At 69.7% G+C, this 14,048-nt stretch carries 13 protein-coding genes; 12 read left to right on the top strand and 1 reads right to left on the bottom strand.

Features of this window, described 5'->3' with window-relative positions:
* Positions 1-41 precede the first annotated feature (41 nt).
* Genes R3E10_04845 through R3E10_04810 form a run of 8 tightly spaced genes read left to right on the top strand, consistent with a single transcriptional unit; the run spans position 42 to position 8,042 of the window.
* Positions 42-1,040, top strand: coding sequence for an asparaginase (locus R3E10_04845; GenBank protein MEZ4415060.1), 999 nt, complete (start codon positions 42-44; stop codon positions 1,038-1,040).
* Positions 1,033-1,644, top strand: coding sequence for a carboxymuconolactone decarboxylase family protein (locus tag R3E10_04840; GenBank protein MEZ4415059.1), 612 nt, complete (start codon positions 1,033-1,035; stop codon positions 1,642-1,644). The genes R3E10_04845 and R3E10_04840 overlap by 8 nt, the downstream gene beginning before the upstream one ends.
* A gap of 3 nt (positions 1,645-1,647) precedes the next feature.
* A complete protein-coding gene (obgE, locus tag R3E10_04835) occupies positions 1,648-2,667 on the top strand; it encodes a GTPase ObgE (protein MEZ4415058.1) in 1,020 nt (339 codons plus the stop codon).
* Positions 2,655-3,740 (top strand): DNA-processing protein DprA, encoded by a 1,086-nt coding sequence (dprA, locus tag R3E10_04830; protein ID MEZ4415057.1) that lies wholly within the window; start codon positions 2,655-2,657, stop codon positions 3,738-3,740. Before obgE ends, dprA begins: the two co-directional genes overlap by 13 nt.
* The gene (gene hemW, locus R3E10_04825) at positions 3,737-4,897 is read left to right on the top strand and encodes a radical SAM family heme chaperone HemW (GenBank protein MEZ4415056.1); all 1,161 of its coding nucleotides are present in this window, start codon (positions 3,737-3,739) and stop codon (positions 4,895-4,897) included. The genes dprA and hemW overlap by 4 nt, the downstream gene beginning before the upstream one ends.
* A gap of 32 nt (positions 4,898-4,929) precedes the next feature.
* On the top strand, positions 4,930-6,003 hold the full coding sequence (hrcA, locus tag R3E10_04820; protein ID MEZ4415055.1) for a heat-inducible transcriptional repressor HrcA: 1,074 nt from the start codon (positions 4,930-4,932) through the stop codon (positions 6,001-6,003).
* A gap of 19 nt (positions 6,004-6,022) precedes the next feature.
* Complete coding sequence (dnaJ, locus tag R3E10_04815; GenBank protein MEZ4415054.1) at positions 6,023-7,180, top strand: molecular chaperone DnaJ; 1,158 nt, start codon at positions 6,023-6,025, stop codon at positions 7,178-7,180.
* Positions 7,167-8,042: a 50S ribosomal protein L11 methyltransferase gene (locus R3E10_04810; GenBank protein MEZ4415053.1), complete on the top strand. Its 876-nt coding sequence runs from the start codon at positions 7,167-7,169 to the stop codon at positions 8,040-8,042. Before dnaJ ends, R3E10_04810 begins: the two co-directional genes overlap by 14 nt.
* Before the next feature lie 19 nt (positions 8,043-8,061).
* Here the strand turns inward: R3E10_04810 and R3E10_04805 are convergent, their stop codons facing one another.
* Positions 8,062-8,478 carry a hypothetical protein gene (locus tag R3E10_04805; GenBank protein MEZ4415052.1) on the bottom strand — a complete coding sequence of 139 codons (417 nt, stop codon included), beginning with the start codon at positions 8,476-8,478 and terminating at the stop codon, positions 8,062-8,064.
* Positions 8,479-8,647: 169 nt separating this feature from the next.
* On the opposite strand from R3E10_04805, the gene R3E10_04800 reads away from it, so the two are divergent.
* The 4 genes from R3E10_04800 to R3E10_04785 are packed head-to-tail and all read left to right on the top strand — an operon-like array spanning position 8,648 to position 14,047.
* Positions 8,648-9,088: a GatB/YqeY domain-containing protein gene (locus R3E10_04800; protein MEZ4415051.1), complete on the top strand. Its 441-nt coding sequence runs from the start codon at positions 8,648-8,650 to the stop codon at positions 9,086-9,088.
* Positions 9,085-11,490: an endonuclease MutS2 gene (locus tag R3E10_04795; protein MEZ4415050.1), complete on the top strand. Its 2,406-nt coding sequence runs from the start codon at positions 9,085-9,087 to the stop codon at positions 11,488-11,490. Before R3E10_04800 ends, R3E10_04795 begins: the two co-directional genes overlap by 4 nt.
* Complete coding sequence (dnaG, locus tag R3E10_04790; protein MEZ4415049.1) at positions 11,487-13,304, top strand: DNA primase; 1,818 nt, start codon at positions 11,487-11,489, stop codon at positions 13,302-13,304. Before R3E10_04795 ends, dnaG begins: the two co-directional genes overlap by 4 nt.
* Positions 13,301-14,047, top strand: coding sequence for a hypothetical protein (locus tag R3E10_04785; protein ID MEZ4415048.1), 747 nt, complete (start codon positions 13,301-13,303; stop codon positions 14,045-14,047). Before dnaG ends, R3E10_04785 begins: the two co-directional genes overlap by 4 nt.
* The last annotated feature ends 1 nt before the right edge of the window (position 14,048 follow it).

The following is a 14,048-nucleotide window of genomic DNA, read 5'->3' as shown; positions in this document are numbered from 1 at the left end:
CGAAGATCCCGGGCCTGGGAGGGGCTGCGTCCCGGTTCCACGTGAGTAACCGCGTCGCGGTTCTGCGTGGCTCGGTCGAGGAGTCGAGCCACGCAGTACATGTGGCGGTCGCCGATGCGGAGGGGCGTCATCTGTGGGGGGCGGGGGACCCCTCCCGCGTCACGTTCTTCCGGTCTTCCGCCAAACCGATCCAGGCGCTCCCACTCGTGGAGGACGGCGTTTGCGCCAGGTTCGGATTGGAGTCTTCCGACCTGGCGATCTGTTGCGCTTCCCATGGAGGGGAGCCGGTGCATGTCCGGCGCGTGGCTGGCCTCCTGGACCGGATCGACCTCACGGAGGACGCCTTGGAGTGCGGTCCACAGGTGCCGATGCACGCCGCGTCGGCCGAACGACTGATCGCGCAAGGAGCGACACCCGGACGCATTCACAACAACTGCTCCGGAAAGCATGCTGGGATGTTGGCGCTGGCGCGCTACCACGGATGGCCTACGGCCGGCTACAGCGAGGCCGCCCACCCGGTCCAGCAGCGGATGTGGGCCGAGGTCGCCCGCTGGACGGGCCGATCCCGTGAAGACATCGAGGTGGCGGTGGACGGATGCGGCGTGTCTTGCTTCGCTCTGCCCGTACTCGACATGGCGCGGGCCTACGCGCGGTTCGCGGATGCGGCGCGCCGGGGAGAGCCGGCCGCCTCCGTCGTGGAAGCCATGACTGCGCATCCGTACGAGGTGGCGGGGAGCGGTCGGCTGTGTACCGCGCTCATGGAGCGCACGGGGGCACGTCTGTTCGCGAAGGTGGGCGCAGAGGGGGTGTACGGAGCGGGGTTGCCGGAGTCGGGAGTGGGGATCGCCGTCAAGGTGGAGGACGGCGGCTGGCGCGCTGCCGGCGTAGCCCTGCTCGCGGTCCTGGAGACCCTGGGGGCGTTGTCGGAGGACGACCGTGCTGCGCTCGCGGAGCATGCGCGTCCTCTGGTGCGCAACACACGAGATTGGGTGGTGGGACGGATCGAGTCGAAGGTCGACCTGCGGCGCCTCCATGACTGAAGCCGAGACCACCGAGACCGCGGCACTGGTCGAGTTGTCGGCGGCGCTCGGAAGTTCCGAGGGGCGGGGCCTCGAGGAGGCGGTGGCGCAGGCGGCGCGCGTCGCCGGAGCCCGCGCCGTGGAGGAGACGCTCTTGCAGGCGATCCTCTTCGCGGGCTATCCGCGGGTGCTGGCTGCGTTCGGACTGTGGAGGGAGCATGTGCCGCACGCCGAGCCGCCGCTCGAAGAGGACGAGCGCTCTTGGGCATCTCGGGGGCCCGTCGTCTGCGCCCGGGTCTACGGTGAGCAGTTGGAGCGTCTGCGCGAGAACGTAAGGTCCCTGCATCCCGATCTGGAGCGTTGGATGGTGAATGACGGATATGGGAAGGTCCTGGGCAGGCCCGGCCTCGATCTGGAGCGCCGCGAGTTGTGCGTGGCGGCGCTGCTGGCGGCTCAGGGAGCCTATCCGCAGCTCCACTCACATCTTCGGGGTGCGCTGCGTGCCGGAGCACCCACCGCGGCAGTAGAGGCGGCACTCGATGCGGCGGCCCGGGTCTCGCCGGGAACGACCGCTGAGGCGCGCAGGGTGTGGGCGCGCGTGCGTACCCGGACGGAGCGTGCCTGACCGATGTTCGTCGATCGTGCGGTCATCACTGTCACGGCGGGTACCGGGGGAAGCGGGTCGGACGCCTTTCGGCGCGAGAGCGGCGTGCCTCGCGGTGGCCCCGCGGGAGGGGACGGCGGGCGTGGAGGAGATATCGTGCTGATCGCCGATCCCCAGCTGGGTACGCTCCTGGACCAGCGCTACCGCCAGCACTACCGGGCCGAGCGGGGAGGACACGGTGAAGGCAGCAACCGAACCGGCGCGTCGGGGAAGACGCTCGAGATTCTGGTCCCTCCCGGGACCATTGCGCGCGATGCCGATACCGGGGAGCTGCTGGGCGAGCTGCTCGAGCCCGGGGACCAGCTCGTCGTAGCGCGCGGTGGCCGCGGAGGTCGTGGCAATGCACGCTTCGCCACATCGACCAATCAGGCCCCGCGACGCTGGGAGCCCGGCGAGGAAGGAGAGGAGCGGCGGTTGGAGCTGGAGCTGAAGCTCATCGCCGACGTCGGGTTGGTGGGGCAGCCCAACGCCGGGAAGTCCACGTTGCTGGCGGCCATCTCGGCGGCGCGGCCCCGCGTCGCCGACTATCCGTTCACCACGCTCACACCGGCGCTCGGAGTCGTGTCCCTGCCCGGCTTCCGATCGTTCGTGGTCGCGGACATCCCGGGCATCATCGAGGGTGCGGCCGAGGGAAAAGGGCTGGGCCATCAGTTCCTCCGACACATCGAGCGCACCCATACGCTCGCGTTGTTGGTGCCCGTCGATGCCGAGGATCCCCAGGCCGAGTACGAGGGCCTGCGAGACGAGCTCAGGTCCTATTCACCGGAGCTGGCCGCACGACCCCATTGCCTCGTGCTGACCAAGTCCGACCTGTTGTCGTCGGAGCAGACCGTCCCGCCGATCCGCGCGCCCGAGGCGTGGGGACGCTTTCAGATCTCGGCCGTGACCGGCGCCGGTGTGCGGGAATTGCTGGAAGGGCTCTGGGAGCGGGGCGTGCAGCGCGCAGATCCGGAGCCTGACGAAGAGAGTGAATGGATGCCCTGAAGGACGAGCAATCTGCCGCGGTCACGCTGGCGCTGGCCTACCCCACGCGGGGCCGGACCCTGGGTGACAGTCTGCGGGCGAGCGGCTCGGCGGTCGCCGCACTGACGGAGGCTGCCCGGGGTGGGACCCGCCTGCCGGCCCTGCCGCCGGAGGAGTGGCGGGCGCTGCGCGCACGGGCCGCCGCGGTGGTCGCTGGATCCGATCGTGACGGCACGCACGTCGTTCCCTGGGGGTCGGCCGCCTACCCGGACCGACTGCGGGCACTGGCCGATCCACCGGCCGTGCTCTTCCTGCACGGCGAACCCAGGCTGCTCGCCCGCCCGGGCGTCGCCGTCGTGGGCGCGCGCAACGCATCGCCCTATGGCCTGCGTCATGCCGAGGGCCTGGCGCGGCAGCTCTCGCAGGCCGGTGCGGTGGTGTTCTCCGGCCTCGCCCTGGGAATCGACGCCGCGGCCCACCGAGGCGCCCTGGATGGGCCGGGCGGTACCGTAGGTGTCCTGGGGGCAGGGCTCGACGTTCCCTATCCGCACCGGCACCGTGATCTGCGACGGCGCATCGTGGAGCGGGGCCTGTTGGTGACCGAATTCGCTCCAGGTACACCGCCGCTTCCCCACCACTTCCCGCAGCGTAACCGGATCGTCGCAGCGCTGGCGGCGGCCGTCGTGGTGGTAGAGGCGGGAGAGAAGAGCGGTGCCCTGATCACGGTCGATCACGCGCTCGATCTGGGCAGGGCGGTCTTTGCGGTGCCGGGCCGCATCGACAGCGCCCGCTCACGGGGCTGCAACCAATTGCTCCGGGAGGGCGCGGGCGTGGTGGTGAGCGCCGCCTCCCTGTTGGATGATCTGGTCGGCGTGCTCCCCTGCGCGCTACAGGTGCAGCCGTCCAGCTGGACCCCCGACGATCCGAGCGCCGCCCACGTGTGGCGTCGTCTCGATGAGCCGTTGGGTCTGGACGATCTGCGACTGCGCACCGACCTGCCGCTCGCCGACCTCTTCGCCGCGCTGACCGCGCTCGAGCTGGAAGGCCGCGTCGTAAGGATCGAAGGAGATCTCTACGCGCGGGCGGACGTGTGAGCGCGCCCGTCCGATCCGTGTACGTGCACGCGCCGTTCTGCGCGCGGCGCTGCGCCTATTGCGACTTCGCGGTGCACGTGGACGCGCGTCCGGACGCGGCCGCCTGGGTGGACGCCATCGCGCGCGAATGGGCGTTGCTTCGGGATCTGGACGAGGCCCCTATGGGCCTGCTGCGCACCCTGTATGTGGGTGGGGGCACGCCCTCGCTGCTTGGCGTGGACGCCATGGAGGGACTGCGCGCGATCTTCAGCGCGGTGCTTCCCAGCAGCGGACTGGAGTGGACCGTCGAAGCCAATCCGGAGAGCTTCGACGCCCCGTTGGGGGACGCCTGGAGGCGGACAGGGGTCAACCGGCTCAGCTTCGGCGTGCAGAGCTTCGACCCTGCGGCCCTGCGTTGGATGGGCCGCCTGCACGGTCCCGACGGAGCCGAGCGGGCCGTGGGACTGGCACGCGCTGCCGGATTCGACAATCTGAGCCTGGACCTGATCTTCGCTCTGCCGCTCCGCTTGGAACGCAACTGGCGGGAGGATCTCGAGCGGGCCCTGGCCCTGGAACCGGAGCACATCAGCCTCTACGGGCTCGGTGTGGAGGCGCGTACGCCGCTCGGCCGGGCCGTCGCCGAAGGGCGGGAGGCCCCGGTCGATGAGGGACAGTACCGGGAGGAATTCCTGACCGCCGTCGAGGTGTTGGGCGCGGCCGGGTACCAGCACTACGAAGTATCGAACTTCGCGCTGCCCGGTCGGCAATCCGCGCACAATCAGGTGTACTGGAGTGGTGAGCCCTACCTGGGGCTGGGGAACGGTGCCCATAGCTACCGGCCTCCCCGCCGACGCTGGAACCTCCGGGATTGGGCGGAATACAGGGAGCGCGTCCACTCAGGCCACCTCCCCCGGGAGGAGGAGGAGGTCGTCGAGGGGGCGTCCCGGCGCCTCGAGCGGATCTGGCTCGGTCTTCGCATCGAAGCGGGGCTGGAGATGAGGGGATGGACGCCCCTGGCGATGGCGCTCGTCGAGCGATGGGTGGACAGCGGCTGGGCAGAGCGGACGTCGGGGCGGGTGCGGTTGACCTCGGAGGGCTGGCTGCTGCTGGACGAACTGGCCGTCGCGCTCGACGGCACGCTCGCCACTGCCGACCCGCTCTTCGCCGCAGACGGTTGACGAGCTTCACAGGGTACCGAAGAATCGGCTCGATGTCCGACGAACGACGTTCTACAGCGCAGACGCCCGACCCGCTCAACGAGCGCGAGAGAGGCGTGCTCGAAGCCGTGGTGCGCAGCTACGTCAGCACGGCCGAACCGGCGGGGAGCCGCACGCTGGCGCGCGGCTTCGAGCTGGGTGTCTCTCCGGCTACCATCCGCAACACGATGTCGGATCTGGAGGAGAAGGGGTACCTGTATCACCCCCATACCTCGGCGGGGCGCATCCCGACGGACCGCGCCTACCGGTACTTCGTCGATCAGATCATGCGTCCGGCCACGATCACGAGCGCCGAGCGGGAGCGCCTGCACACGGAGCTCGGCACCGGGTCCACCGGGATCGAGTCGCTGGTCCGGTTGGCCACGCGTGCCCTCAGCTTGATCACGCGCGAGCTGGGCGTCGCGATTGCTCCGGACATCGACGAAGCGGTCCTCGAGAAGCTCGACCTTGCGCAAGTCTCCTCCAGCAAGGTGCTGCTGGTCGCCACCATCCGGGGCGGGCTGGTCCGCACGGTCTACGTGGACCTGCGCATCGAAGTCCCCTCCGACACGCTGCTCACCCTGACGGTCATTCTCAACGAGAGACTGGCCGGGCTGACCTTGCGCCAGATCCGGGAGACGCTGCTCGATCGCCTGCGGGGGAGCTTGGACGACGATCCGGCCGCCGAGGAGTTCCTCAACGTCTTCATCCAGTCGAGCGCCGAGCTGTTCTCCCTGCCGACCTCTGCGGAAAGCAGCGTGCACATCGGTCACACCAGTGTCTTGGCCGAGCAGCCGGAGTTCACGAGTAGCGAGAGCCTGAAGAGCTTGATCGAGCTGACCGAGAAGCGGGACCTTTTGGCGGATGTGCTCACGGAGCGTGCGCTGGGGTCGGGGCTGACGGTCACCATCGGCCGGGAGCACGCTACCCTCGAGCTCAACGACCTGACCCTGGTCACGGCCGAATACCGGGCGGGCAACCTGAAGGGTGTGCTGGGCGTGATCGGACCGACACGCATGCCCTACGAGAAGGTGGTCGCGATCGTCGACTATACCTCGTCCCTGATCTCGCGCGTGCTCACCGTTTGATCGCGCCCGGCCTCATCCCATGTCGACGGATTCGATGACCGACTACTACGAGTTGCTCGGCGTGGCGCGCGACGCGTCCGCGGACGAGATCAAGAAAGCGTACCGGCGCCGTGCGCTCGAGTACCACCCGGATCGCAACGCCGGGTCGAAGGAGGCCGAGGAGCGCTTCAAGGAGGTGACGGAGGCCTACGAGGTCCTGCGTGATCCCGACAAGCGCGCGCGCTACGACCGCTATGGGAAGGAAGGGCTCAAGGGACGCCCGGGATTCTCGGGTGGCGGCTTCGACTTTGCGGATGCGGTCGAAGTGTTCATGCGCGATTTCGGCGGGTTCGGAGGCTTCGAGGATCTCTTCGGGCGGAGTGCGCGCCGGGGTCCGCGCAGCAGCACCGGCCAAACGCTGCGCATCAAGCTGCCGCTGACGCTGAGTGAAGTGGCGCACGGCGTGAAGAAGCGCCTACGCGTGTCGCTGCTCGACCCCTGCGGGCTGTGCAACGGAACGGGGTCGGCGGATGGCAAGGGCACGGTGCGATGCCCGACCTGTGGCGGCACCGGAGAAGAACGGATCGTGCAGCGCTCGGTATTCGGCCAGTTCGTAAGCGTGACGGTCTGCCGCTCCTGTCAGGGGGAGGGCACCATCGTCGAACAGCAGTGTTCGCGGTGCCATGGCGACGGTCGGGAGCGTGCCGAACGAGAGATCGAAGTCGAGGTTCCGGCGGGGGTGAGCTCGGAGCACTTCATCACGCTACGGGGTCAGGGCAACGCCGGCCCTCGCGGCGGGCCGCGCGGCGACATCGCCGTCATGCTGGACGTCGAGGACGATCCCCGCTTCGCGCGCGAAGGAGCCGACCTGCTTTACGAGCTGACCGTGACCTTCGCGCAAGCAGCGCTGGGCGCCGACGTGGACGTCCCCACGGTCGAGGAGCCGGTCAGCGTCAAGGTTCCCGCCGGGGTGCAGACCGGACAGGTGCTGCGGCTCCGCGGCATGGGCTTGCCGCACCTGCAGGCCCGCGGCCGAGGCGACCAACTCGTGCGCGTCACCGTCTGGACTCCCGAGCGCCTCACCGGCGAACAGGAGAGCCTGTTCCAGAAGCTGCGCGCCATCGAGTCGCCCCCTCCCTCGCGGACCGAGACCAAGGGCTTCTGGTCACGCGTGAAGGAGGCCTTTGGCTCGAGCTGAGGGGGACGGCATCCCGGACCGCTGGCTGCGGGTCGCCGTGTCCGACGTGGGTGAGGAGCAGTCGGGTCTGGTCGCCGACGCGTTGGTGGCTGCGGGCGGGCGGGCCGTGGTGGAGGAGGCGGGCGCGTGGGTGACGTATGTGGCTCCCCCGGACGACCCCGAGGCCTGGGTGGGCCGTCTCGTCGAGGCGCTGGCCGAAGCGACAGGGAGCACCCACTCGGTCCAGTGGGGCTGGCAGGCCCACGAGGATTGGGAGCGGCTGTGGCGTCAGGGGCTGGGACCTCGTCGTGTGGGGGAGCGCCTGGTGGTGGCGCCGTCCTGGAGTGAGGTGACGCTGGAACCCCAGGACGTGCACCTGTCCATCGATCCGGGCATGGCCTTCGGCACCGCGGAGCACGCCACCACGCGCGTGGCGCTCGCGTTGGTGGAACGCGCCGTTCGGGCTGGCGATCGCGTGCTGGACGTGGGGACTGGATCGGGGATACTGGCCATTGCGGCCGTCCGCTTGGGAGCCGCCCAGGCGCTGGGGATCGAGTTGGATTCCTACGCGTGTGCCGAGGCCGAAGAGAACGTGCTTCGCAACGGTTGCGAGGGGCGAGTGCAGATCGCCTGTCGCGCCTTCGAGCCGGACGACGACTGGGGCCGCTTCGAGGGAGTGGTGTCCAACATGGTGAGCCGCCGGCTACAAACCGCCTGGCCCGGATTGCTGCGAGCGGTGCGCCCGCGGGGCTGGTTGGTGTTGAGCGGGTGCGAGCTCCATGAGCGCGAGGGCATGGAGTCGCTCGCGCGGCGCCACGGCCTCGACCTGGTGCAAAGCCAGATGGACGAGGGATGGTGGGGCGGGCTCTTCCGGGCGCCCTGAGGCTTGCCGTCCCTCGGTGCTAGGCTCCCTCCGGATGGCCGGCCGCCACCAGCCAGCGCTCGGCCTCGCAGGCCAGACGGACCAGCCGCGTGAGCGCGCCGGTGGACGTGTCATCGACTGCAGCGCCCAAACCCAGCAGAGTCGCGTGCAGGCAGCGCAGAGCCGGCCGCTGGCTCGGGCACCGGGAGTCACGAACCACCACCCAGGGTTCGAGACGAAGGCCACCTGCGTTCTGTGCGGCCGGTGGAGCGTGGCGGCCTCTGGCCTGGCGCCAGGGCCCCTTCCAGGGGTCGAGCATCCGAAACGCCTCCGGAGGCGTGGGGTCGAAGCCGTTCGCAGTCCCCGAGGGACGCGCCCGCCGCTGGCGGACCGACAGAACGCGCGACAGCGGTGCGACCGGGGTGGCGGAAACGGCAGCGTCGAGGTCGTTGGGCATGACGGTCTCCTCGGGTGGGCGCGGATGGAGGGATGCGACGATAGACCCCGGCGGCGGGCACGACCATGGCGCGGCGAGCCGGGGCTGCCGCCCGGTCCTTGATTGACCCTCCTGGGGTGCCGCGCCAGCTTTGGAACCCACGCGTCCCAGAAAACAGGGCACAGAACCGGTGACCACGGAAACCCTCAAAGACCGCTTGCAGCGCGATCTGATCACGGCGCGCAAGGCCCGCGACGCAGAACGTACGTCGCTCCTGTCGATGACCCTCAGCGAAGTGAAGAACGCCGAGATCGACAAGGGGTCGGCGCTGGGGGACGATGAGCTGCTCCAGGTGGTCTCCCGCGCCATCAAGCGGCGCAAGGAGGCGGCGGACCAGATGCGGGCCGCGCGACCGGAGCTCGCCGCCAAAGAGGAGCGCGAAGCCGAGTGGCTGCAGGCCTACATGCCCGCACCCCTCGACGAGGCCGCCGTCCGTGCCCTGGTCCGGGAGGCCGTCGCCGGTGGGGCTGCCGATCTGGGGGCGGTGATGGGCAGGGTCATGCCTCTCCTGCGAGGGCGCTTCGACGGCAAGGAGGCCAACCGGATCGTGCGGGAGGAGTTGGGTTCGTGACCCCTTCGGCGGGCATGGGATCCTCCGCGGGCGTCGGCCGACCGGGCCGACGCCCGCGCTCGCGTGGAGACCCGCCCTGGGGTGCGCGTACGCTGCGTGCCTTGGAATGGGACGACACGTTGGCTCTGGTGGCGGCGCACGCTGCCAGCGAGCCGGCCCGCGAACTGCTGCGCGGCCTCACGCCCTCGGCGGACCGCGACTGGATCGAGGCGGAGCTCGATCGTGTGGTCGCCATGGGGCAGATCCTGGAGAAGGTACCCTCGTTCGCGATGCCTGCGTTGGCCGACACGCGTGCCATCACCGCGCGGCTCGCTCGCGACGGTGCCGTGCTGGACGGACCCGAGCTGATCTCGATCAGGGCCCTGCTGGGAGGGTCCCGGGCCCTCCGCGACCTGCTGTCCGGTGCCGAGCCACCCCTGCAGGCACTGCGAGCCCGTTTGCTGTCCGACGAGGGTCTCGAGCGCCTGATCGACCAGACGGTCGATGGGGACGGCGAGGTCCTTGACCGCGCCAGTCCCGAGCTTGCTCGCGTGCGTCGGGAGCTCCGGGGCGCGCGCGCACGCCTCGTCAAACAGCTCGAGGAGACGATGTCTCGTTTGCCGGACCGCGTGCGCGTCGCCGACGCGTCCGTCACGGTCCGCCAGGGACGGTTCGTCATCCCGGTGCGGCGCGAGGGGAGGGGAACGCTGCCTGGCATCGTGCACGACGAGTCGTCCTCGGGGCAGACGCTCTTCGTCGAACCGACGGCCGCGGTGGAGGGCATGAACCGCTTCCGGGAAGCGGAATTGGAGGAGGCGCGCGAGATCCACCGCATCCTCGCGGACCGCAGCGCGCGCTTGCGTCCCCACGCAGCGGATCTGCTCGATTCCTTTCGCGCGGGTGTAGAGCTCGACGCGCTGCATGCCCGGGCCCGCTACGCGGCTGTGACCGAGTCGGTGCGACCCGAGTTGGGCGCATCGGACGGTCCGCTGCGCATCCAGCGTGGCAGGCATCCGCTGCTGCTCGCGCGTGGTACGGTCGTTCCCTTCGACCTCGAGCTGGCAGCGGACGAGCGAGGCGTCGTGGTCTCCGGCCCCAACGCCGGAGGCAAGACGGTCCTGCTCAAGTCGGTGGGACTGGCCGTTGCGCTCCTGCACTCCGGCGTGCTGCCGCCCCTGGGGCGGGGCAGCGTGCTGCCGCTCGTTTCGAGAGTCTTCGCTGACATCGGGGATCGTCAATCGATCGCCGAGAGCTTGTCGACGTTCTCGGCGCATCTGTCTGTACTCAAGGACATCCTCGACCAGGCGGACTCGAGTGCCCTGGTCCTGATCGACGAAATGGGAACCGGCACCGACCCGGCGGAGGGTGCCGCCCTGGCGGAGGCCGTGGTGGAGGAGCTGGTGTCGCGAGGTGCGCGTATCCTGGCCACTTCCCATCTCGGCGCGCTCAAGCGTCTGGCCGACGATGACCCACGGGTGGTCAACGCCTCCCTGCGCTTCGACGGGGACCGCATGGAGCCCACGTTCGAGTTCATCAAGGGTCGCCCGGGGCGGTCGTATGGCTTGGCCATGGCCCGGCGGACCGGACTGCCCGACGAGGTGCTGGCCCGGGCCGAGCGTCGGGTGGACGACACCGAGCTGCGCATGGAGCAGCTGCTCGCGCGCATCGAAGCTGAAGAGCGCCGCGCCGCTGCCGATGCCGAGGCGGCCCGACGGCACCGCCTGGAATTGGAGTCGCGCCTGGCGGAGGTGGCCGCCCGCGAGGCGGAGTTGCGCGAGCGCGAGCGCACGGCGGTGCGCGATGCCAAGACCGAGGCGCGCAAGATCCTGCTCGATGCCCGAGCTCAAGTGGAGGAAGCCATCGAGGAGGTGCGCACGGCCACCGACCTCGAGCGCTCAGCCCGGGAGGCTCGCCGAGCGGTAGAAGCGGCCGCCGAGCAGATCCGCGTCTCGGAGCGGTCCAGCCCGGCGGACCGGGACCTGGCCGTTCAGCCCGGTGACCGCGTGCGGGTGGGAGAGAGCGGCGGCATCGGCACCGTCGTCGAGGTCGAGGAGGGTCGCGTCCTTGTCGAGCTCGACAACGGCCTGAAGGTCCGCGTGGCTGATGTGCGGCGCCTGGACGCGGCGCCTCCGCGCCGCGAGCGCCGACGTGCCGCGATCTGGACTCCGCCCGAACACCTCGCATCCCACGAAGTGGACCTCCGGGGACTTCGGGTCGATGAGGTCGAGTCCGCGCTCCTGCGTGCTCTGGATCATGCCGTGTTGGCCGATCTCCCATCGGTCCGGGTGATCCACGGAAAAGGGACGGGCGCCCTGCGGGCGCGCGTGACGGAGCTGCTGGCGGAGGAACCCCGGGTGGCGGCGCTGCGACCGGGAGGGGAGGGTGAGGGAGGCACTGGGGTGACGGTGGTGACGCTGCGATGATCCCGGACGACGTGGTCGAAGAGGTACGCTCGCGCGCCGACATCGTGGAGGTGGTCGGCGAGGTGGTGGACCTCAAGCGTTCGGGGAAGGACTACAAGGGTCGCTGCCCCTTCCACGACGACAACAGCCCCAGCTTCTACGTGGTGCCGTCCAAGGGCATCTACCACTGCTTCGGATGCCAGGAAAGCGGAGACGTATTCACATTCCTCATGAAGCGTCAGGGGCTCGAGTTCGTCGATGCGGTACGGCAGGTGGGCAACCGATTCGGCATCGAGGTCCGGGAGATCCGGGGCCAGCGACCGGAGGACGACCCCAACCGTCCCTTCTTCGAAGCCAACGCGTTCGCCCGCGACTTCTTCAAGGAGCGCCTGGGCGCAGCGGACGGGGAGCGGGCGCGGCGCTACCTGGAACAGCGGGGGGTCTCCGAGGCCGTCGCGGAGCGCTTTCAGCTCGGGTTCGCGCCGGACGCCTGGCATGAGCTGCGGGACGCGGCTGCCCGTCACGGCATCGATGAGTCCCTGCTCCTGTCGCTGGGACTGCTCAGCCAGAGCGAGAAGCGTGACCAGCCCTACGACCGGTTCCGTGACCGGCTGATCTTCCCGATCGAGGGGTCCACCGGCCGGGTCATCGGCTTCGGGGGACGGGTACTGGGCAGCGTTCCAGGCCGGCCCAAGTACGTCAATTCGCCCGAATCGCGGATCTACCACAAAGGCAAGGAGCTGTATGGGCTCTCCTGGGCCCGCCACGAGATCCGGCGCCAGGACTTCGCGCTGCTGGTGGAGGGCTACATGGACGTGGTCTCGCTGGCCGCCGCCGGCGTTCCCAACGTGGTGGCCAGCCTGGGGACGGCCACCACGCGGGAGCAGGCCGAGCTGCTCCACCGCTACACCCAGCACGTGTACCTGCTGTTCGATTCCGATGCCGCCGGTCTCAAGGCCACGTTCCGGGCCGGGGACGTCCTGCTGGAGGCGGGCGTCCGCCCCTCCGTCGTGACCCTCCCGCCGGGAGAGGACCCGGACTCCCTCGTCCGGGCCGGGGGTGGGGCGGCGTTACGTCCCTATCTGGATCAGGCGGTGGACGTACTGGATCGAAAGATCCAGATTCTGGATGAACGTGGATACTTCTCCTCGATCGACAAGAAGCGGAGGGCCCTGGATCGCCTCCTTCCGACCGTACGTGCCGCCAAGGACGCTGCGCTCCGTGATCTCTACGTGGAGCGTGTCGCGGGTCGCACCGGAGTACGACGCGAAACGGTCGAGGCCGAGTTGCAGCGTGCGCCTACTCCATCCCCGCTTCCCACCGTCCGCCGGGAACCGCCCTCCCGCCCCCCCTCGGCTCCGGTCGCGCGCCAACGTATGGGCGCCGAGCGCCAGCTCCTGTTGGTGCTCCTGCGGAATCGTGCCTGGATCCCGCGGGCGGCCGAACTGGTGGGGCCGTACGCCTTCTCGGATCGCGCCTACCGCAAGATCTACGAGCTCTTGCTGGACGAACCGGGCCTCGATCACGTTCCCGCCCATCTCGACCCCGCGGTGGAGCAGCGGCTCGAGGCCCTTTTCGCCGACCCCGAGGTGCTCGAGCACGGGGGAATGGTCTTCGAGGATGCGGTGGCTGGCATCCGCATCGCCGAGTTGGATCGTCGGATCGATGCGCTCGACCAACAGATCCGGAGCGCGCCCGACGACCAGGCCGGGGAATTGCTCAGGCAGAAGCAGGCGTTGTTGCAGGAACGACGAACTCTCGGTGAGAACTGGCGCCGCAGCGCCGACAAGATCAACCGGGGCCAACTGAACCAGGACGACGGGCGACACGGATGACCAACGGAAGTGAGAAGACGCTGCTGGACCTGCAGCGGATCGACGCGGAGATCCAGAAGGCCGACCACCGCCGGCTCGAGTTCGAGCCGCAGCTGGAGGCAGTGGGCGAGACCGCTGCCCGCCTGGAAACCGAGGTCGAGCAGGCCCGGGGACGGTTGAACGAGCTGAAGCTCGACGAGCGCCGCCTGGAGAATGCAGCCCGCGACAAGAAAGCCCGCCTGGACAAGCTGCAGGACCGGCTGAACAGCGTTCGGAACCTGAGGGAGGAGGCCGCGGTTCACGCGGAAGCCGACCTGGTGCGGCGCGCCATGGAAGCGGACGAGCACGAGGCGCTCAGCCTCCTCGATCTCATCCGCCGGGCGGAGGAGCGCATCGAGGACCTCGAGGCCGAGCTCGATACAGCGCGCACCGAGTTGGCTCCGCGGCGGGAGGAACTGTTGGCCGGTCAGCAAGCCGTACAGACCGAGATCGACGCGCTGGCCGAGCGCCGCGAGGCCATCGCCGCCCAGGTCCCCCCCGCTGAGCGCGCCTACTACGAGCGTGTGCAGGACAAGGGGCGCCGGGTCGTGGTGGCGGCGCTCACCGAAGACGGAGCCTGCGGGCACTGCTACGCGGTCATTCCCCTGCAGCTACAAAACGAGATCCGCCGGGGTGGCGTCCTGATCCGTTGCGAGTCGTGCGGTGTGGTGTTGGCGGTGGCGGCAGAGGTCGCGCCCGAGGACAGCGTGCCCTCGGAGGCCTGAC

Source organism: Gemmatimonadota bacterium (genome assembly GCA_041390105.1).
GTDB lineage: Bacteria > Gemmatimonadota > Gemmatimonadetes > Longimicrobiales > Gaopeijiaceae > JAGQIF01.
This window is presented reverse-complemented; position numbering and strand designations above follow the sequence as displayed.

Bases quoted from the DNA above. Each gene is read 5' to 3' on its own strand.
- R3E10_04840 (MEZ4415059.1), top strand. From the start codon at position 1,033: ATGACTGAAGCCGAGACCACCGAGACCGCGGCACTGGTCGAGTTGTCG.
- R3E10_04785 (MEZ4415048.1), top strand. From the start codon at position 13,301: ATGACCAACGGAAGTGAGAAGACGCTGCTGGACCTGCAGCGGATCGAC.
- dprA (MEZ4415057.1), top strand. From the start codon at position 2,655: ATGGATGCCCTGAAGGACGAGCAATCTGCCGCGGTCACGCTGGCGCTG.
- dnaJ (MEZ4415054.1), top strand. From the start codon at position 6,023: ATGTCGACGGATTCGATGACCGACTACTACGAGTTGCTCGGCGTGGCG.
- R3E10_04805 (MEZ4415052.1), bottom strand. From the start codon at position 8,478: ATGCCCAACGACCTCGACGCTGCCGTTTCCGCCACCCCGGTCGCACCG.
- obgE (MEZ4415058.1), top strand. From the start codon at position 1,648: ATGTTCGTCGATCGTGCGGTCATCACTGTCACGGCGGGTACCGGGGGA.
- hrcA (MEZ4415055.1), top strand. From the start codon at position 4,930: ATGTCCGACGAACGACGTTCTACAGCGCAGACGCCCGACCCGCTCAAC.
- dnaG (MEZ4415049.1), top strand. From the start codon at position 11,487: ATGATCCCGGACGACGTGGTCGAAGAGGTACGCTCGCGCGCCGACATC.